16 protein-coding genes and 1 tRNA gene are annotated in these 17556 nt (G+C 67.3%); 8 read left to right on the top strand and 9 right to left on the bottom strand.

Annotation, left to right across the window (positions count from 1 at the left end; all coding sequences use genetic code 11):
- Positions 1 to 123: 123 nt before the first annotated feature.
- The 4 genes from rimK to C1926_RS20505 form a co-directional block, all read right to left on the bottom strand.
- Positions 124 to 1002: a 30S ribosomal protein S6--L-glutamate ligase gene (gene rimK / locus C1926_RS20520; protein WP_079222961.1), complete on the bottom strand. Its 879-nt coding sequence runs from the start codon at positions 1000 to 1002 to the stop codon at positions 124 to 126.
- An 82-nt stretch (positions 1003 to 1084) separates the two neighbouring features.
- Positions 1085 to 2233 carry a hypothetical protein gene (locus C1926_RS20515; RefSeq protein ID WP_108760479.1) on the bottom strand — a complete coding sequence of 383 codons (1149 nt, stop codon included), beginning with the start codon at positions 2231 to 2233 and terminating at the stop codon, positions 1085 to 1087.
- 170 nt (positions 2234 to 2403) lie between these two features.
- A tRNA-Gly gene (locus C1926_RS20510) sits at positions 2404 to 2477 on the bottom strand.
- 144 nt (positions 2478 to 2621) lie between these two features.
- On the bottom strand, positions 2622 to 4454 hold the full coding sequence (locus C1926_RS20505; protein WP_108760478.1) for an autotransporter domain-containing protein: 1833 nt from the start codon (positions 4452 to 4454) through the stop codon (positions 2622 to 2624).
- Positions 4455 to 4661: 207 nt separating this feature from the next.
- Between C1926_RS20505 and thiS the strand changes: the two genes are divergently transcribed.
- The 4 genes from thiS (at position 4662) to C1926_RS20485 (ending at position 8413) form a co-directional block, all read left to right on the top strand.
- On the top strand, positions 4662 to 4862 hold the full coding sequence (thiS, locus tag C1926_RS21745) for a sulfur carrier protein ThiS (protein ID WP_108747263.1): 201 nt from the start codon (positions 4662 to 4664) through the stop codon (positions 4860 to 4862).
- Positions 4863 to 5009: 147 nt separating this feature from the next.
- On the top strand, positions 5010 to 5804 hold the full coding sequence (locus C1926_RS20495; RefSeq protein ID WP_079222965.1) for a thiazole synthase: 795 nt from the start codon (positions 5010 to 5012) through the stop codon (positions 5802 to 5804).
- Complete coding sequence (gene trmB, locus C1926_RS20490) at positions 5804 to 6538, top strand: tRNA (guanosine(46)-N7)-methyltransferase TrmB (RefSeq protein WP_108760477.1); 735 nt, start codon at positions 5804 to 5806, stop codon at positions 6536 to 6538. Before C1926_RS20495 ends, trmB begins: the two co-directional genes overlap by 1 nt.
- A gap of 27 nt (positions 6539 to 6565) precedes the next feature.
- Positions 6566 to 8413 (top strand): SLC13 family permease, encoded by a 1848-nt coding sequence (locus tag C1926_RS20485; RefSeq protein ID WP_108760476.1) that lies wholly within the window; start codon positions 6566 to 6568, stop codon positions 8411 to 8413.
- A gap of 314 nt (positions 8414 to 8727) precedes the next feature.
- Here C1926_RS20485 and C1926_RS20480 read toward each other — a convergent pair whose 3' ends face one another.
- The gene (locus tag C1926_RS20480) at positions 8728 to 9063 is read right to left on the bottom strand and encodes a Rieske (2Fe-2S) protein (RefSeq protein WP_079222968.1); all 336 of its coding nucleotides are present in this window, start codon (positions 9061 to 9063) and stop codon (positions 8728 to 8730) included.
- A gap of 179 nt (positions 9064 to 9242) precedes the next feature.
- Between C1926_RS20480 and C1926_RS20475 the strand changes: the two genes are divergently transcribed.
- From C1926_RS20475 to C1926_RS20460, 4 genes are all read left to right on the top strand, one after another.
- The gene (locus C1926_RS20475) at positions 9243 to 9527 is read left to right on the top strand and encodes a hypothetical protein (protein WP_079222969.1); all 285 of its coding nucleotides are present in this window, start codon (positions 9243 to 9245) and stop codon (positions 9525 to 9527) included.
- A 69-nt stretch (positions 9528 to 9596) separates the two neighbouring features.
- A complete protein-coding gene (locus C1926_RS20470; protein ID WP_108760475.1) occupies positions 9597 to 10319 on the top strand; it encodes a fumarylacetoacetate hydrolase family protein in 723 nt (240 codons plus the stop codon).
- Between the two features lie 53 nt (positions 10320 to 10372).
- A complete protein-coding gene (gene mscL, locus C1926_RS20465) occupies positions 10373 to 10777 on the top strand; it encodes a large-conductance mechanosensitive channel protein MscL (RefSeq protein WP_079222971.1) in 405 nt (134 codons plus the stop codon).
- 257 nt (positions 10778 to 11034) lie between these two features.
- The gene (locus C1926_RS20460) at positions 11035 to 12456 is read left to right on the top strand and encodes a M28 family peptidase (RefSeq protein ID WP_108760474.1); all 1422 of its coding nucleotides are present in this window, start codon (positions 11035 to 11037) and stop codon (positions 12454 to 12456) included.
- A 116-nt stretch (positions 12457 to 12572) separates the two neighbouring features.
- Here the strand turns inward: C1926_RS20460 and C1926_RS20455 are convergent, their stop codons facing one another.
- From C1926_RS20455 to C1926_RS20440, 4 genes are all read right to left on the bottom strand, one after another.
- Positions 12573 to 14024: an alanine/glycine:cation symporter family protein gene (locus C1926_RS20455; protein WP_108760473.1), complete on the bottom strand. Its 1452-nt coding sequence runs from the start codon at positions 14022 to 14024 to the stop codon at positions 12573 to 12575.
- Positions 14025 to 14034: 10 nt separating this feature from the next.
- Complete coding sequence (locus C1926_RS20450; RefSeq protein WP_108760472.1) at positions 14035 to 15021, bottom strand: hypothetical protein; 987 nt, start codon at positions 15019 to 15021, stop codon at positions 14035 to 14037.
- Between the two features lie 177 nt (positions 15022 to 15198).
- Positions 15199 to 16038, bottom strand: coding sequence for a TrmH family RNA methyltransferase (locus C1926_RS20445; protein WP_108760471.1), 840 nt, complete (start codon positions 16036 to 16038; stop codon positions 15199 to 15201).
- The gene (locus C1926_RS20440; protein WP_108760470.1) at positions 16039 to 17550 is read right to left on the bottom strand and encodes an alanine/glycine:cation symporter family protein; all 1512 of its coding nucleotides are present in this window, start codon (positions 17548 to 17550) and stop codon (positions 16039 to 16041) included.
- Positions 17551 to 17556: the final 6 nt, after the last annotated feature.

Raw genomic sequence — 17556 nt, 5'->3', positions numbered from 1 at the left:
GTATCCCGATTACCGATCCTGCTGAGAGGCAGAGCTGCGGTTCGCTGAAGCCTACGCCGGCCCCGATTAAAGCCTTGTTAAACCCGCCCGGCAATCTTCAGGAAAATTACAAGTTACTGATAATCAAGGTTTTTTAATCTTCTCGACGTGGGCAATGATGCGTGAGGCCACGTCCACCTGGCAGGCCGCTTCGATGCCTTCCAGGCCCGGCGTGGAGTTCACCTCCAGCACCAGCGGGCCGCGTTCGGAGCGGATCAGGTCGACCCCGCAGACCGACAGGCCCAAGGCCTTGGCCGAGCGCACCGCCACCTGCTGTTCAGCCCGGCTGGCCTTGGCCGCCACCGCCGTGCCACCGGCATGCAGGTTGGAACGGAAGTCACCCTCCGGAGCCTGCCGCTGCATCGAGGCCACCACCTGGTCGCCGACGACGAAGCAGCGCAGGTCCGCGCCCTTCGCCTCGCCGATGAATTCCTGCATGAGGAAGTTGGCATACAGGCCGCGCAGGGCCTCGACGATGCCGCGCGAGGCGCTGGCCTTCTCGGTGAGGATGACCCCGCGGCCCTGCGTGCCCTCGTTGAGTTTCACCACGTGCGGCGGCGGGCCGAGCATGGAGAGCAGGTCGACCGTATCGTCCGGGTTGTCGCCGAACACCGTGACCGGCATGTCGATGCCCTTGGCCGCCAGCAGCTGGTGCGCGCGCAGCTTGTCGCGCGAGCGCAGGATCGCGTCGGACGGATTGGGTGTCCGCGCGCCCATCAGCTCGAACTGGCGCAGCACGGCGGTGCCGTAGCGGGTGATCGAGGCGCCGATGCGCGGGATGACCATGTCCACGCCGGTCATCGGCCGGCCCTTGTAGTGCATGGAAAAGCCATCGGCGGCAATGCGCATGTAGCAGCGCAGCGGGTCGAGGATGCGGACGGTATGGCCGCGCGCGCGCGCAGCCTCGACCAGCCGGCGGGTGGAGTACAGCGAGCTGTTGCGGGACAGGATGGCGAGCTTCATCGCGGCGGCAGTGGACGGCAGGCGCGCAGCATAGCGCGAGCGTGTGGCGGCAGGATGATGCTCCGCGACGTGCTGCCGCAGATCAGGGAAGGCGCAGCGTGAAGCGTCCGTCGCGGACCCGCAGGGCCAGCCCGGTTTGCCGCCACTCCACGGGCAGTTCCAGTGCCGTGTGCGGCGTGGGGATCCGTGTGATGGCATCGGCCACCCAGTGATCTTCATGGGCTTCGCCATGAAGCGTGCCGTCATCACCCACCTCGATCACATCGATCCAGGCCACGCTCCTGGCCTTGCCACGACCGCCCACGGCATGGCCGGCGATGGCCTGCCAACGCCCCCGCCAATAAATGAGCCACACGCTCTGCTGGGGACGCAGATCCGCATCGATCACGCTGCCCGCTACCACCACGCATCGTCCCGACGGGCTGGCGATCACCGTCTCCAGATCGCACACATGGCAGCCCGTGGCCTCACCGTCGAAGTGAAGCGAGTACGGACAGAGTCGCGTGAACAGGGCCGGATGCGCGGTCAGGCGCAGATCCTCGGGAAGCATGGGGATGGCCTGCAGGACCCGGGTGTCGGGCAGGACGTGGCGAAGCGCCTTCGGCACGCCTGCAGCCAGTGCCGGGTGCCCCTCCGCCAGCCATAGACCTCGACAGGGATGCAGCTGGATCAGGCGGCAAGGCAGGCTGTGCAGCCACGATGCCGCCGCCGCATCGCCATCGGATTGCCGACGAGCCCCCAGTTCCTGCGCGAGCACGCTTGGAGCGACGGCCAGCAGGTGCACCACCTTGTGCTGCTCGTCGTAGACGATCACCCCCTCGTTCCGGTCGACAGAGCCGGTGGACAGGCGCAGCGCGCTGCCCGGCAGCGACGTCCATTCACAGCTGGCTTCGTTGCTGCCAAGGGTGGCTACCCCTTCGACGATGGCGCCATCGCGCAGCATCTGGATGCTGTAAACAGGCCCGCCCATGCCCACTTCAGCCGATTCCAGCAGCACGTCATGCGTGGGGGGACGCTCGGCCAGGCGCCTTGGCAACTCCGAACGCAGCCGTGCGCCGCCGACGGCATCACCGACCAGGTCAAGGCGCTGCAGCACGACTCCCAGCACAACGCACACGGCAAGGCCGACCACCACGCCCAACGGTGACCACCAGGCGACGCAGATGGCCACCCACGCCAGCAACGGCAACCATTGGGCAAAGCGACGGAGCGTGGTTCGATCAGCAGTCATCCGGGCATCGCATCAGCATCCGTGCACCATTCAAGCGTTCAACACGGCCCCAGGCAATGGGCCCGGACACGGTTGATTCGGCACAGGATATTCGCGAAGCGCAGGCCTGTTCGAGGCGTTCACCGATCATCACGACCGGGATCCATGCGCGGAAGAACCACTGGGAGACATGGAGCGGGCGAAGGGAATCGAACCCTCGTCAGTAGCTTGGGAAGCTACAGCTCTACCATTGAGCTACGCCCGCATTGCAGGGTGAAAGTCTATGCGCAGGGGCCGGTGTTGGGCAATGGGGTCAGAGCCCTTTCCTGCGGAAAGGGATCCGACCCCGCCTTGGATCAACAACGTCAGAGCCCTTTCCTCGTGGAAAGGGATCCGACCCCGCCCTGGATCAGAAGCTGCCGCTGAAGTTGGCGAACAGCGTGGCGTCCTGCGCACGCTTCTGCAGGGTGGTGGCACTCAGGCCGATGTTGCTCTGCAGGCCGAACAGCTCCATGCGCGCGCCGAAGATGGCGGTTGCATAGTTCTTGTCGAAGTCCATGCCCGGCACGCGGTACATGCCCACGTCCGGCAGGCTCTGCACCCATGCGCTGGCCTGCTTGGTGTCCTCGAACTCGTGGTCGTAGGTCACCTGCACGTACGGCTTGACGCTGCCGCCATCGAAGCGGGCCTGCCAGCCGATGCGGCCCACGGTGGAATCGACGTCCTGCTTGCCATAGCCCAGGGCGGTGGCCAGGGTGTTGGCATCGGCGGTTTCGGTGTAGCCGTCGATCTTCACCTTCTGCCAGATCACCGAGGCGATCGGGCCGTGGCGGAAGCCGCCTTCGGTGCCGAACTCGTAACCGGCGTTCAGGGCGGCGGTCAGGTTGCTGCCGTCCGGCGAGCCGCCGTGTTCACGGGTGGCCGGGCCGAGCTGGACCTTGCGGTTCACGTCATACGACAGCCAAGTGTAGCTGACCTGGCCGTTGACCCAGATGCGGTCGCCGTACCAGCCCGCGAACAGGCCGGCGGTGGTGTCCTTCTGGGTGAAGTCGCCACGGCTGTTGCCGAAGTCGGCGTTCATGCGGCCGAAACCGGCGAAGCCGCCGAAGACCATGCCGTCACGTGCCCAGTCGACACCGAACAGGCCGGCCGGCGCCAGGCCGTCATACACGTCGGCGTGGTCGTAGCGCTGCATGTCGCCGCGCACGCCGCCCCACCAGGACATGCCATCGGCCGGACGGCCGGCCTGGTGCAGGCTGACCTGGTCGGCGCGCGAACGGCCGATGGTCTGCGCCGAGTGGGTCAGGATCTGCTGCAGGCGCGGGCCTTCCAGGATCGAGATGGCGTACTGGCCCAGCATCTGGTGCGCGGCCGTGGTCGGGTGCACGTCATCGGCGAACAGGTAGGTGCTGGCCGCATCCGGGCGCACATAGGCCAGCGGGCTGCAGGTCAGCGACGAGGCCACCAGGCAGGCGCGACCGGTGACATTGCTGAAGCCGTACATGCCCGGGTTGGCGATGATTTCGCGGAGCAGGGTGTAGGTATCGAGCGGGATGAACTCGATGCCGGCCTGCTTCAGGCCACCGTACAGCGCGTTGTTGTAGGCGTTGGACAGGGCGGTGCCCTGTGCGCGCGCCGCGGCGCCACGATCGATGAAGCCCGGGGTGGAACCAATATCAGGCAGGTTGGGCACCAGCACGTACTCTGCACCGGCCTGCTTCAGGCTGGACACGATGCCGATCTGGGTGGTGACCGCCGCGCCGATGACGGCCGGTGCCTGGGCCGGGGCGGTGATCGAGAACAGGTCGTTGGCGCCGCCCCACACGGTGTACAGGGCGTTCGGGTCGGCCTTGCCGCCGTTGGCGGCCAGGTAGTTGGCCATCTGCGTCTTCAGCGAGGGCACGGCGACGTTGCCGAGCGCCGGCTGGGTCAGGTCGACGCCCACGCGGGCGCCGCCGACGGCGTAGTTGTCACCGTTCTGGCCGTTGCCGTTGGGGCTGGCGTTGGTGCCGTAGTAATCGGCCACGAACTGCGCCCATTCCCAGCCCGGGTTGGTGGTGGACTGGCCGGTGACCGGGCGCACGTCGGCCGGCAGCAGCGGACGGAAGTAGCCGCTGTCGGTCAGGCTGTCGCCGAAGAACACGGTGCGGGTGAACGGGGATTCGCCTGCCATGGCCGGCAGCGCGGCGAGCGCGATCGCGGCCGCCATCAGGGAGCGGATCGGGCGTTTGCTGAGCAGCATGTAGAACTCCTGGGGGGAAATGTTGGGGATCCGGCGCACACGTACGCCGGCGCACGGTGAATGGTTTCACCGTGTCGCCGATTGCTCACGCTGCGCCGCGGCATGAATTGTCGCCTGAGACTGCGCTGGCGGGCTGTGCCGGAGATGGCGTGCGGCGCACGGAGGCGACGGTTCCGATCCTGACGGGCCATAAGCGACAATGCGTGGATGAACATCCAGCTCAATGGCGAACCCCGCACCCTGCCCGCTTCGGCGACCCTCCTGGACCTGCTCGCCACCGAGCAGCTGCTGCAGCGCCGGGTGGCGGTGGAAGTGAATGGCGAGATCGTCAGCCGCAGCCGCCATGGCGAGCACGTGCTGGCCGAGGGTGACGTGGTGGAGATCGTGCACGCGCTCGGCGGCGGGTGAGGTCCAGGAGTCGGATCCCATCGCATCGCGAGGGGCTCTGACCCCGAACCACCCAGCAGCGGGTCAGAGCCGTTTGCCGCGGGCAAAGGGATCCGACCCTGCTTCCTGCGTGACCCCATCTTCAGGCGGATAAGCGATAATCGCGTCATGAACCTCCCTGTCTCCCCCGATTCGCTGGTGATCGCCGGCAAGACCTATGGCTCGCGGCTGCTGACCGGCACCGGCAAGTTCAAGGACCTGGAAGAAACCCGCCTGGCCACCGAGGCCGCTGGCGCCCAGATCGTCACCGTGGCCATCCGCCGCACGAACATCGGCCAGAACCCTGGCGAACCGAACCTGCTGGACGTGCTGCCGCCGGACCGCTACACCATCCTGCCCAACACCGCCGGCTGCTACACCGCCGAAGACGCCGTGCGCACCTGCCGCCTGGCCCGCGAGCTGCTGGACGGCCACAACCTGACCAAGCTGGAAGTGCTGGGCGACCAGAAGTCGCTGTACCCGGACGTGGTGCAGACCCTCAAGGCCGCCGAGCAGCTGGTCAAGGACGGCTTCGAGGTGATGGTCTACACCTCCGATGACCCGATCCTGGCCAAGCGCCTGGAAGAGATCGGCTGCGCTGCGGTGATGCCACTGGCCGCGCCGATCGGCTCGGGCCTGGGCATCCAGAACAAGTACAACCTGCTGCAGATCATCGAAGACGCCAAGGTGCCGATCATCGTCGACGCCGGCGTGGGCACCGCCTCCGATGCCGCCATTGCGATGGAGCTGGGCTGCGACGGCGTGCTGATGAACACCGCCATCGCCGGTGCGCGCCACCCGGTGCTGATGGCCAGCGCCATGCGCAAGGCCGTGGAAGCCGGCCGCGAGGCCTTCCTGGCCGGGCGCATCCCGCGCAAGCGCTACGCCAGCGCCTCCTCCCCGGTGGATGGGCTGATCGGCTGATGACCAATCCATTTGACAGCGCCGGCTCCAAGGCCCCGCCCAAGCCCTTCACCGTGAGCGAGGGCCGCCGCGAGGTGCGCAGCTTCGTGCTGCGCCAGGGCCGCTTCACCCCCGCCCAGCAGCGCGCGTTCGACGAACGCTGGCCGCGCTTCGGCATCGACTACAACGGCCAGCCGCGCGACCTGGACGCCACCTTCGGCCGCCCGGCGCACAAAGTGCTGGAAATCGGCTTCGGCAACGGTGCAGCCCTGCGCTTCGCCGCGCAGCACGATCCGTCGCGCGACTACATCGGCATCGAAGTGCATGCGCCGGGTGTTGGCCGCCTGCTGAACGCGCTGGCCGATGACAACGCCGACCACGTGCGCCTGTACCACCACGATGCGGTGGAAGTGCTGCAGAACGAGATCGCCGACGGTGCGCTGGATGAAGTGCGCATCTACTTCCCGGACCCGTGGCACAAGAAGCGCCACAACAAGCGCCGCCTGCTGCAGCCGGCTTTTGCCGAACTGATCGTGCGCAAGCTGCGCCCGGGTGGCCGCCTGCACTGCGCCACCGACTGGGAAGACTACGCCGAGCAGATGTGGGACGTGCTCGACGCCACCGCCGGCCTGGCCAACCGTGCCGGCCCGCGTGGCAGCGTGCCGCGCCCGGACTGGCGCCCGCAGACGCACTTCGAGACCCGCGGCCAGAAGCTCGGCCACGGCGTCTGGGACCTGCTGTACGACCGCACCTGACCCACGCCCGAGGACGCTGCGCCCCACATGGATACCGCGCTGACGCTGACCAACGACATGAAGCTCGTGCTCGGGCTGGTCGGCTTCACGATGGCGATGTTCCTGTTCGAGCGCATCCGCGCCGACGTCGTCGCGCTGGTGGTGCTGGTGGTGCTCGGCGTCACCGGCCTGATCGCCCCGGAGGAAATCTTCGGTGGCTTCTCGGGTAACGCGGTGATGAGCATCATCGCCACCACCATCCTCGGTGCGGGCCTGGACCGCACCGGGGCGCTGAACCGGCTGGCCGCGTGGCTGCTGCGGCGCGGCCACGGCATCGAGCAGCGGTTGATGATGATGACCATGGCCATCGCCGGCCTGAACTCGTCCTTCATGCAGAACCCCTCGGTGATGGCGCTGTACCTGCCGGTCGCCTCGCGGCTGGTCGCGCGCACCGGCCTGACCCTGCAACGGCTGCTGCTGCCGATCTCGGCAGCGATCGTGATGGGCGGCGCGCTGACCATGGTCGGCAACTCGCCGCTGATCCTGCTGAACGATCTGCTGGCCTCGGCCAACAACAACCTGCCCTCGGGCCTGGCGACCATCGAGCCGCTGCGCATGTTCGCGCCGCTGCCGATCGGCGTGGCCCTGCTGATCGCCTCGCTGCTGTATTTCCGCTACTACGGCGACCGCAAGCTGATCGAAGAGGAAAGCCTGGTCAATGACGGGGTGACCCCGGCACGCACCGAGAGCTACTTCGCCAAGACCTACGGCATCGAAGGCGATGTGTTCGAGCTGATGGTCACCGCCGAAAGCCCGCTGGTGGGCATGACCCTGGGCGAGGCCGAGACCCTGCATGATGCGCCGCTGCTGCTGGCGCTGAAGACCGGCAACGACACCCGCTTGGCACCGCCGGCGGAGATGCGCATCTGGGTGGGCAGCGTGCTGGGCGCGATGGGCCCGCGCCAGGACGTGCACGATTTCGCGCAGAACCAGTTCCTGCGCATGTCCTCGCGGCTGAAGCACCTGGGCGACCTGTTCAACCCCAGCCGCGCCGGTATTTCCGAGGCAGTGGTGCCGCCGACCTCCAACGTGATCGGCAAGAGCGCGGCCGATCTGCGCCTGCGCAAGGAGCGCGGCATCAGCCTGCTGGCGATCAACCGCGACAAGCAGGTGATCCGCGAGGACGTGCGCGACGTGCAGCTGCGCGCCGGTGACATGCTGGTCTTCCACAGCATCTGGACCGACCTGGCGCAGGCCGCGAAGAGCCGCGACTTCGTGGTGGTGACCGACTACCCGACCGGCGAGCAGCGCCCGCACAAGTTCAAGATCGCGATGGCGATCTTCGCGCTGACCATCCTGATCGCGCTGACCAGCAAGCTGCCGGTGGCGCTGACCCTGATGACCGGCGTGGCCGGCATGCTGCTGACCGGCGTGCTGCGCATGGACGAGGCCTACGCCTCGATCAACTGGAAGACGGTATTCATGATGGCCGGGCTGATTCCGCTCGGCTGGGCAATGGATTCCAGCGGCGCGGCGGCCTGGGTGGCCGGCCACACGATCGACAAGCTGCCGACCGGCATCCCGATCTGGGTGCTGGAGCTTGCGCTGGCACTGCTGACCACGGTGTTCTCGCTGGTGATCAGCCACGTGGGCGCGACGATCGTGATGGTGCCCATCGCGGTGAACCTGGCACTGGCGGCGGGTGGCAATCCGACTGCGTTCGCGCTGATCGTGGCGTTGTCAGCGTCCAACAACCTGATGACGGCCTCCAACCCGGTGATTTCGATGATCACCGGCCCGGCCAACTACACCCCGCGCGAGATGTGGCGGGTCGGCGGACCGCTGTCGCTGATCTACACGCTGGTGGTGGTGGTGATGATCAACCTGATGTTCTGAGCCCTGCACCTGCAGAAGGTGCGGACCACCACGGGTTTGGTGGGTGCCGACCGTTGGTCGGCACAGGGTCGGATCCCGTTGCTGCGCAACGGGCTCTGACCCCAATCTGAAATTCGATATCTGACTGGTTCCATCCACGCATGGCGTGGATCTACTGGCCGCGATCTGTCGGAATCGGGCTGTGCTCTGGTAGGTGTCGACCTTGGTCGACAGTAGATCCACGCCATGCGTGGATGCTTCTACTTCTACCCTGACGCCCCGATGGGGTCAGAGCCGTTTTCCTGCGGAAAACGGATCCGACCCCGACGCTGGCCTCAGGCCAGGTAGACCTGGCCGTCGCGGATATCCACCGGCACCGCGCGCAGGCGGTCGCCCTTGCAGGGGCCGGCAATGCAGTCGCCGCTGTCCAGCGCGAACGAGGCGCCGTGCGCAGCACACACCAGGTGGCCTTCACGGCTCTTCAGGAACTGGCCGGGAGCCCAGTCGAGGCGGCGGCCGGCGTGCGGGCAGATGTTCAGGAATGCACGCACCTGCGCGCCATCGCGGTACAGCACCAGCGATTCGGCATCGCCCTCGACCACCGCTTCGACCTCGGCAAAGGCCCCGTCGGCAAGGGCATCAAGGGCGATCAAGGCAGCGGCGGCAGTCATGGCGGAAGGCTCTTGCGGAAAACCGGATTGTCGCACGGCCGCTCATATGACTGGCTGCGACATGAACACAAGTCATTGATCCGTAATAAGCAAAGGCTATATTTAACGAGTTTTTCACTCAATGACAGTGGCGCATCCCGATACTCTGGTTTCGCTGATCCCAGCCCTATCGAGCCGCCATGTTTACTCGCGCTTCCGCCTTCAACCAGTTCCGCACCCTGTTCGCGCCGCGCAAGCCGCGCCACCCGCTGGTGCGCGTTGCCGTGGGCCTGCTCGGCCTGGCGATCCTGGCAGCGATGGTGTTCATCGGCGTGTTCGTCGGTGCGGCGATGATCCTGATCGGCCTGGCGTGGAAGCTGCTGGCGTCGCGCAAGCCCAGCGTCACGCGCCGTGCGGCGGATGCCAACGTGGTGGAAGGCGAATACCGCGTGGTGCGCAAGTCAGCTTTGCCGATGTCGCGCTGATGCGTTCGCCCGCTGACGTGGGCGCCGCACCGTTCTAGACTGCAGGGGCCTTCCTACTGGAACCCCCGCATGTCCACTGCCGTTGCTTCCGATGTGATCCCTGCCCCCGCCGTGCCGCGCGTACCGGTGGTGGGCGGTGGCACCTTCCCGGTCCACCGCATCTACTGCGTCGGCCGCAACTTCGCCGACCATGCGCGTGAGATGGGTGCTGCAGTGCCGGCGGCCGACGATCGCGGCCGCCCGATGTTCTTCTGCAAGCCGGCCGATGCCATCGTGGTCGGCCACGACGATGTAATCCCCTATCCCCCCGCCACCGGCAACCTGCACCACGAAGTGGAGCTGGTGGTGGCGATCGGCGTGGATGCGCCCGCCGGCGAGCTGGCCGTGGCCGATGCCGATGCGCTCATCTATGGTTACGCCGTCGGCCTGGACCTGACCCGCCGCGACCTGCAGGCCGCCGCCAAGGAAAAGGGCCACCCGTGGGATTCGGCCAAGGGCTTCGATGCCTCCGCACCGATCAGCGAGATCGTGCACGCCGGTGAAGTGGGCGACCTGGCCGCCTTGAACCTGTCGCTGGAAGTGAACGGCGAAGTGCGCCAGCAATCGCTGCTCGACCAGATGATCTGGAACGTGCCGGAAATCCTGCATGAGCTGTCCAAGCTGTGGCAGCTGCGCGCCGGCGACCTGGTGTTCATGGGCACGCCGTCGGGCGTGGCCGCATTGAAGCCGGGCGACCGTTTCAGTGCACGACTGGAAAACGTGGCCGAACGCCACGGCGTCATCGCAGGCTGACATCCGCTGCGTTAACCTGCGCTCGATCCCTCGCCCTCAGGAGAAGAACAAGAATGGGAATGCTCACCGAGTTCAAGGAATTCGCGATGCGCGGCAACGTCATCGACCTCGCCGTCGGCGTGGTCATTGGCGCGGCCTTCGGCAAGATCGTCACCGCCCTGGTGGAAAAGATCATCATGCCGCCGCTGGGCATGCTGATTGGCAAGGTCGATTTCTCCGATCTGGCGTGGACGTTGTCGGCCGCCAGCATCGGGCCGGATGGCAAGGAAATTCCGGCGGTGGTGATCGGCTACGGTGATTTCCTCAACACGCTGGTGCAGTTCATCATCGTGGCCTTCGCCATCTTCATGGTGATCAAGGTGATCAACCGCCTCTCGCGCAAGAAGGATGCCGCCCCGGCCGCACCGAAGGAAGAAGTGGTGCTGCTGCGCGAGATCCGCGACAGCCTGAAGAAGTAAGGTGCCGGGCGCCATCGCGCGCCCCGCGTACCTGGAGAGTCGAGCCGTGCTCGACTGCGCCGGACAGTCGTCAAGGTAGCGCCGGGCCGTGCCCGGCGAGCGCAGCGGTTGGTCGACGTTCGCCGGGCATGGCCCGGCGCTACCGCTTTGCCGCTCATGGCCGGAAAACAGCGTTCGCCGCCACCGTGACCTCCCGCCCATGCGCGGCACTGAACGACTGTTAAGCTCCAAGGCTGATTCCCTTCCCGGAGCTGTCCATGCGTCGCCGCGTCCTTGCCATCGCATCCTCCCTCGCCCTGCTGGCCGCGCCGGCCTTCGCGGCGCCGCGCACCACCACCCTGCCCCCGGCCTCGCTGGCCACCGCTGCGCAACTGCGTGACCAGGCACTGGCCGACGACACCGGCTGGAAGGTGGTTGAATCGCTGACCACCGAGATCGGCCCGCGCATCGCCGGCAGCGAAGCCGACGCCCGCGCCGTGGCCTGGGCCGAAGCCAAGTTCAAGGCACTCGGCTTCGACAAGGTGTGGAAAGAGCCCGTGACCTTCCCCAAGTGGGAGCGCCGCAGTGAACATGCCGCAGTGACCGGCAGGAACCCGCAGCCGCTGCAGATCACCGCCCTGGGTGGCAGCCCCGGCGGCAACGTCGAGGCCGAGGTGGTGCGTTTTGCCGACCTCGCCGCGCTGCAGGCGGCACCGGAAGGTTCGTTGAAGGGCAAGATCGCCTTCGTTGATTACCAGATGCTGCCGTTCCGCGACGGCCGTGACTACGGCCGCGGCGGCGCGATCCGCAGCAAGGGCCCGTCCGAGGCGATCCGCAAGGGCGCGGTCGGTTTCCTCATGCGCTCGGCCGGTACCGATTCGCACCGCGTGCCGCATACCGGCATCACCCGCTTCGATGATGGCCTGACCCCGGTGCCGTCGGCCGCCCTCTCGGTGCCCGATGCCGACCAGCTGGCCCGCCTGGTCGCCCGTGGCACCACCACCTTGAAGGTGGCGCTGGACTGCGGCTGGGACGGCACTGCGACCTCCTACAACGTGATCGGCGAAATCACCGGGCGTACGCTGCCGAAGGAAGTGGTGGTGATCGGTGGTCATCTCGATTCCTGGGACCTGGGCACCGGCGCCGTGGATGACGGCGCAGGCGTGGGCATCACCATGGCCGCCGGCCACCTGATCGGCCAGCTCAAGCAGGCCCCCAAGCGCACCATCCGCGTGATCGCCTTCGCCAACGAAGAACAGGGCCTGTATGGCGGCAAGGCGTACGCCGAGGCACATGCCAAGGACGTGACGCTGCACCAGCTGGCCGCCGAGAGCGATTTCGGTGCCGGCCGCATCTACGCGTTCAACACCGGCTCGCCGAACCCGGAAGGCTCGCGTGACGCCACCCGGCAGATTGCCGAGGTGATGAAGCCGCTGGGCATCGAGTACATGGCCGACAAGGGTGGCCCGGGCCCGGATGTCGGCCCGCTGGCCGCCAAGGGCGGCGCGTGGGCGTGGCTGGCGCAGGATGGGTCGGACTACTTCCACCTGCACCACACCGCCGACGACACCCTGGACAAGATCGACCCGAAGGCACTGGCGCAGAACGTGGCCGCCTACACTGTGTTCGCCTACCTGGCGGCCGACGCCGATGGCAGTTTCGGCAGCGAAGCCAAGGCCACCACGCCGCCGAACGAGTGACGCGGTGAAGTGATGGGGTCAGAGCCCTCGCATGCGCGAGGGATCCGACCCCGGTCGCGGTGAAGTCACGGGGTCAGACCCCTCGCCTTGGGCGAGGGCTCTGACCCCGCTTACGTTCAACGCTCCCAGACACGCGTATTGCGCACGCCGATCGCCTGCGGCCTGAACAACGGATCACGCTGCTGCCGCTTCTGCTGTTCGTAATCGCGCAGTGCTGCCAGGGCGGGCCTTTGCAGCAGCAGGATCGCAATGATGTTCAACCAGCTCATCATGCCCACGCCGATATCTCCCAGCGCCCAGGCCACCGTTGCGGTATTGACCGCCGAGTAGCCGGTTGCGCCCAGAAACAGCAGCTGGAAACCGGTGACCGTCGCGCGCCCGGGGCGGTCGCGGCACAGGTAGCTGACATTGGTTTCGGCCATGTAGTACAGCGCCAGGATCGTGGTGAACGCGAACGGCAGGATCGCCAGCGCGACGAACGACCTGCCGAAACCCGGCAGCGCCGATTCCACCGCATGCTGCACGAAGCGCGGCCCGGCCTCGACACCCGGCAGGTTGGCGAGCAGCACGCGCGCCTCGTCGGGCACACCGTTCACGGCCGGATCGTAGACGTTGTACAGCCCGGTCGACAGGATCAGGAACGCGGTTGCGCTGCACACCACCATGGTGTCGATGTAGACCGAGAACGACTGCACCAGGCCCTGCTTGACCGGATGCGAGACTTCCGCCGCCGCGGCCGGATGCGCACCACTGCCCATGCCCGCCTCGTTGGACAGCACGCCACGACGCACGCCCCACTGGATGGCGGTGCCGATCATCGCGCCGAACGCGGCGTCCACGCCGAACGCACTGCGCAGCACCAGCGCGAAGACCTCGGGAACCCTGTCGACGTTGATGACCATGACCACGGCGGCGACCAGCAGGTAAGCCACGGCCATGATCGGCACCACCCACTCGGCAACGCGGGCGATGCGGCGCACGCCGCCGTACAGCACCGCCGCAAGGACAGCCAGCAGCACCGCCGTGGTGCCCGCCACCGGGATGCCCCAGGCCTCGTTCACCGCGCTGGTGATGGCATTGGACTGGGTGCCGGCCAGCATCGCCCCCGCCAGCACGGTGACCAGCGCAAACAGCACCGCATACCAGCGCTGGCCCAGGCCCTTTTCGATGTAGTAGGCCGGGCCGCCCCGGTACTGGCCGCTGGCGTCGCGCTCCTTGTAGATCTGCGCCAGCGTCGATTCGATGAAGGCACTGGAGGCGCCGAGGAAGGCCACGATCCACATCCAGAAGATGGCCCCCGGGCCGCCAAAAGCGATGGCCATGGCGACACCGGCGATGTTGCCGACACCGACCCGGCTGGACAGTGACAACGACAGCGCCTGGAAGGGCGAAACGCCCGCCTCGGAGCGCTCGTGGCGGAACATCAGGCGCAGCATGTCAGGCAGCGCGCGCAGCTGGATGAAGCGCGTGCGCACGCTGAAGTACAGGCCGGCCAGCAGGCAGAGCACGACCAGCCAGGGGCTCCAGATGATGCCCAGCAGGACATTGACGATCGATTCGATGCTCATGGCCGCCCCCTCAGAAGAACACGCCCAGGGCGACCTGGGGGCTGATGATGCGGCCGGTGTTACGCCCGGCCAAGGTGATCTCGACGCCGGCAATCAGCCCCAGCGACGGGCTGAAGTGGTACTCCACCGCCGGCGCCACCGACAGCGAGCGGCTGGCCGGGCGCTGTTCGTCGATGCGTCGCCCGCCCCCGTCAGCGGTGGGCATGAAGCCGATCAGGCGCTGGCCGGTCTCGCGGCTGGCGGCAAGTTCCATCACCCCGACCCAGCGGTCGTTGAAGCTGTACTCGCCGGCCACCGAAAGGCCCAGCACCGAGCCTCGCGCGATATGGCCCTGGAAGCCCGCTTCGGTGCCGTAGATGCTGGCGCCCGACAGCGCCGTACGCGCCGGCGCCGGCCCGGCCATCAGTTGCCCACGCCAGCGCAGCGGTCGCCCGTTCGGCATCCACACCACCTGCTGCACACCCAGCGCGACGGTGGTGCGCTGCACGCCATCGCCCTGCGCATCCAGGGGGTTGCCGGTGATGCGGTCGTGGCTGCCGGTGCTGAAGCGCTGCGACACCGCCAGCGAAACCGCAGGCCGGGTGCCATCGGCACTGGGCGCCTGCAGCAGGTACTGCAGGCGGGCGGTGGTATCGCCGGCGCGGAAGCCACCACTGTGCGCGGTGCCGGACTCCGCCCGCGACGCGCTGAGGTTGACCTGGCCCATCAGGCGGTCGCTGAAGCCGTACATCACCGGCATGACCACCGCCCACGCGCCGCTGTCCTGCGCGCTGCGCTGGCGCTCGCCGTCGGCATCGTAGTGGGCGTTGCTGTCGACGCGGACCAGGTAGGGTTCGAGGAACCAGCGGCCCTGCGGCAGGCCCGCGGGATTGGGGGTGATCAACGGCCCCATGAAGTTGACGTTTTCCAGGCTGCGTTCGTTGGCGCAGGCACTGGCACTGGCCAGCGCGCTGGCCAGCAGCAGGGACACGGACAAGGTGCGTTGCAGATGGGACATGACAGCCACTCCGGGGACAACGAGGGATGGAGTTCCACCCTGCGTCGCCGGCGACGGCCGACCTATGAGGAAAGTTTCAAATTTCCAGCGCGCTTTCAGCGCTGTAAAGCATGCTTGGCAATCGACGGGGGTCAGAGCCCTCGCCTGCGGCGAGGGCTCTGACCCCGATCCGGGCACTCAGCCGTGACGGCTGGCCCACTGCGCCAGCAGTACCGCCGTCGCCGAGGCGACGTTGAGGCTTTCCACCGCGCCGCTGCCGGGGATGGAGACCTGCTGGTCGCACTGGCTGGCCAGCGCGCGATCCATGCCCTCGCCCTCGGCACCCATCACGTACACCAGGCGCGCGGGCAACTCGGCACGGAACACGTCCTGGCCGCCCTCGACCAGGGTCGCAGCCAGGCCGAAGCCCGCCGCACGCAGCGCCGCCATGGCATCTGCGTCACCGGGCAGCTGCACCAGCGGCAGAGCCTCGGCGCCACCTTCGGCCACGCGCGCGGCGGCACCGGACAGCGCCAGCGTGCTGCCGGCCGGCAGCAGCAGCGCCTTGGCGCCGAAGTGCGCGGCCGAGCGCAGGATCGCGCCCAGGTTGTGCGGGTTGCCCACGCCATCCAGCCACAGCGCCAGCGCCGGGCCGTCGCCCACCTGCTGCAGCCACTGCGCCAGCGGCAGCACCGGCGCGCGCACCACGTCAGCCACCACGCCCTCATGATGGGTGGTGCCGGCCAGCTTGTTCAGGTCGCCGTCTTCCACCACGCGGTACCCCACGCGGTTGGCCACGCACCACTTCAGCAGCGGCTGCAGGCGCGGAATGCGCGCCTCCAGCAGGTACAGCTTGCGCAGCGCCTGCGGGCGCGCTTCGAAAGCGGCCAGCACGGCGTTCAGGCCGAACAGGCGCAGCTCATCGTTGCCGCCACGGCCACCACCGCCACCCCCCGTGGCCGGCACCTCCGGACGCGGCAACGGGGTTGCGCGCGGCGGACGGGCGGACGGGCGGCGGTTGTTCCAGGGGTTGTTCACTTACACATTCTCCTGCTTGCGCTGGCGCCAGAAGTCGGCGTTCTTGATGCCCAGGGCATCAGGGTCGAACGTCGGATCCAGGCCCAGCTTCTTCTGTCGTTCGTAGTCACGCAGGGCCAGCATGGCCGGCTTCTGCACGATGAGGATGGCGATGATGTTCAGCCAGGCCATCAGGCCCACGCCGATGTCACCCAGCGCCCAGGCCAGGGTCGCATTATGGAATGCGCCGAACACGACCATGGCGAGGATGCCCAAGCGCAGCACCAGCACGGTCAGCGGGCGCTTCTTGTTGTGGTTGACGTAGGTCAGGTTGGTTTCGGCCATGTAGTAATAGGCCATGATGGTGGTGAAGGCGAAGAAGAAGATGGCGATCGAGACGAACGCCGCGCCCCAGCCCGGCAGCACCGCTTCCACGCCCGCCTGTGCGTAGCCGGCACCTTCCGGAATGCCTGCCAAGCCCTGGAAGATCGGCGGCGCGTCGGCGCCCGCAGGCGAGTACACGTTGTAGGTGCCGCTGGCCAGGATCAGGAACGCGGTGGCGGTGCACACCATCATGGTGTCGAAATAGATGGCGAAGGCCTGCACGTAGCCCTGCTTGGCCGGGTGCGAAACCTCGGAGGCAGCAGCGGCGTGCGGGCCCGAGCCCTGGCCGGCTTCATTGGCGTAGATGCCGCGCTTGATGCCCCACTCCACCGCCAGGCCCATCATCGCGCCGAACGCCGCGTGGGTGCCGAAGGCGCTGTCGAAGATGATGCCGAACATTTCCGGCACGCGGTCGTAGTTGATGATCATGATGACGATGGCCATCAGGATGAAGGCGGCCGCCATGAACGGCACAACTACTTCGGCGAAGTTGGCGATGCGCTTGACGCCACCGAAGATGACCACGCCCAGCAGCAGCGCCACGACGATGCCGATGCCCAGCTTCAGCGCTTCGACCGAGCTCATGCCCAGCATCTGGCCATCCAGCGGGCCGCACACGGCGGTGCCACGGCAGGCGTTGATGACGCTGTCAGCGATGGCGTTGGCCTGCACGCCCGGCATCAGGAAGCCGGCGGCGATGATCGTGGCGATGGCGAAGGCCAGCGCATACCACTTCAGGCCCATGGCCTTTTCGATGTAGTACGCCGGGCCACCGCGGTAGCGGCCATCGGCATCCTTGGTCTTGTAGATCTGCGCCAGGGTGCACTCCACATACGAAGTGGACGCACCAAAGAAGCCCATCACCCACATCCAGAAGATGGCGCCGGGGCCGCCGAAGGCGATGGCGGTGGCCACGCCGGCGATGTTGCCGATGCCCATGCGGCCGGCCATCGACATGGCCAGCGCCTGGAAGGACGACACGCCGGCTTCGGATTTCTCGCCCCTGACGGTCAGGCGGCACATCTCGAAGAAGCCGCGGAGCTGCATGAAGCGGGTACGCAGGCTGAAGAACAGGCCGGCGCCCAGGCACACGGCGATGAGTGCCTTGCTCCAGATGATGCTGTTGATGAAATGGATGGTTGCTTCCACGCGCGC

Origin of the sequence: Stenotrophomonas sp. ZAC14A_NAIMI4_1, from assembly GCF_003086915.1 — a bacterium.
GTDB lineage: Bacteria > Pseudomonadota > Gammaproteobacteria > Xanthomonadales > Xanthomonadaceae > Stenotrophomonas.
Note: the sequence above shows the minus strand (reverse complement) of the source record. Positions and strands in the feature narration are given on the sequence as shown.

Excerpts from the sequence above, each read along its gene's own strand:
- rimK (WP_079222961.1), bottom strand. The coding sequence starts at position 1,002 with ATGAAGCTCGCCATCCTGTCCCGCAACAGCTCGCTGTACTCCACCCGC.
- C1926_RS20515 (WP_108760479.1), bottom strand. The coding sequence starts at position 2,233 with ATGACTGCTGATCGAACCACGCTCCGTCGCTTTGCCCAATGGTTGCCG.
- C1926_RS20505 (WP_108760478.1), bottom strand. The coding sequence starts at position 4,454 with ATGCTGCTCAGCAAACGCCCGATCCGCTCCCTGATGGCGGCCGCGATC.
- thiS (WP_108747263.1), top strand. The coding sequence starts at position 4,662 with ATGAACATCCAGCTCAATGGCGAACCCCGCACCCTGCCCGCTTCGGCG.
- C1926_RS20495 (WP_079222965.1), top strand. The coding sequence starts at position 5,010 with ATGAACCTCCCTGTCTCCCCCGATTCGCTGGTGATCGCCGGCAAGACC.
- trmB (WP_108760477.1), top strand. The coding sequence starts at position 5,804 with ATGACCAATCCATTTGACAGCGCCGGCTCCAAGGCCCCGCCCAAGCCC.
- C1926_RS20485 (WP_108760476.1), top strand. The coding sequence starts at position 6,566 with ATGGATACCGCGCTGACGCTGACCAACGACATGAAGCTCGTGCTCGGG.
- C1926_RS20480 (WP_079222968.1), bottom strand. The coding sequence starts at position 9,063 with ATGACTGCCGCCGCTGCCTTGATCGCCCTTGATGCCCTTGCCGACGGG.
- C1926_RS20475 (WP_079222969.1), top strand. The coding sequence starts at position 9,243 with ATGTTTACTCGCGCTTCCGCCTTCAACCAGTTCCGCACCCTGTTCGCG.
- C1926_RS20470 (WP_108760475.1), top strand. The coding sequence starts at position 9,597 with ATGTCCACTGCCGTTGCTTCCGATGTGATCCCTGCCCCCGCCGTGCCG.
- mscL (WP_079222971.1), top strand. The coding sequence starts at position 10,373 with ATGGGAATGCTCACCGAGTTCAAGGAATTCGCGATGCGCGGCAACGTC.
- C1926_RS20460 (WP_108760474.1), top strand. The coding sequence starts at position 11,035 with ATGCGTCGCCGCGTCCTTGCCATCGCATCCTCCCTCGCCCTGCTGGCC.
- C1926_RS20455 (WP_108760473.1), bottom strand. The coding sequence starts at position 14,024 with ATGAGCATCGAATCGATCGTCAATGTCCTGCTGGGCATCATCTGGAGC.
- C1926_RS20450 (WP_108760472.1), bottom strand. The coding sequence starts at position 15,021 with ATGTCCCATCTGCAACGCACCTTGTCCGTGTCCCTGCTGCTGGCCAGC.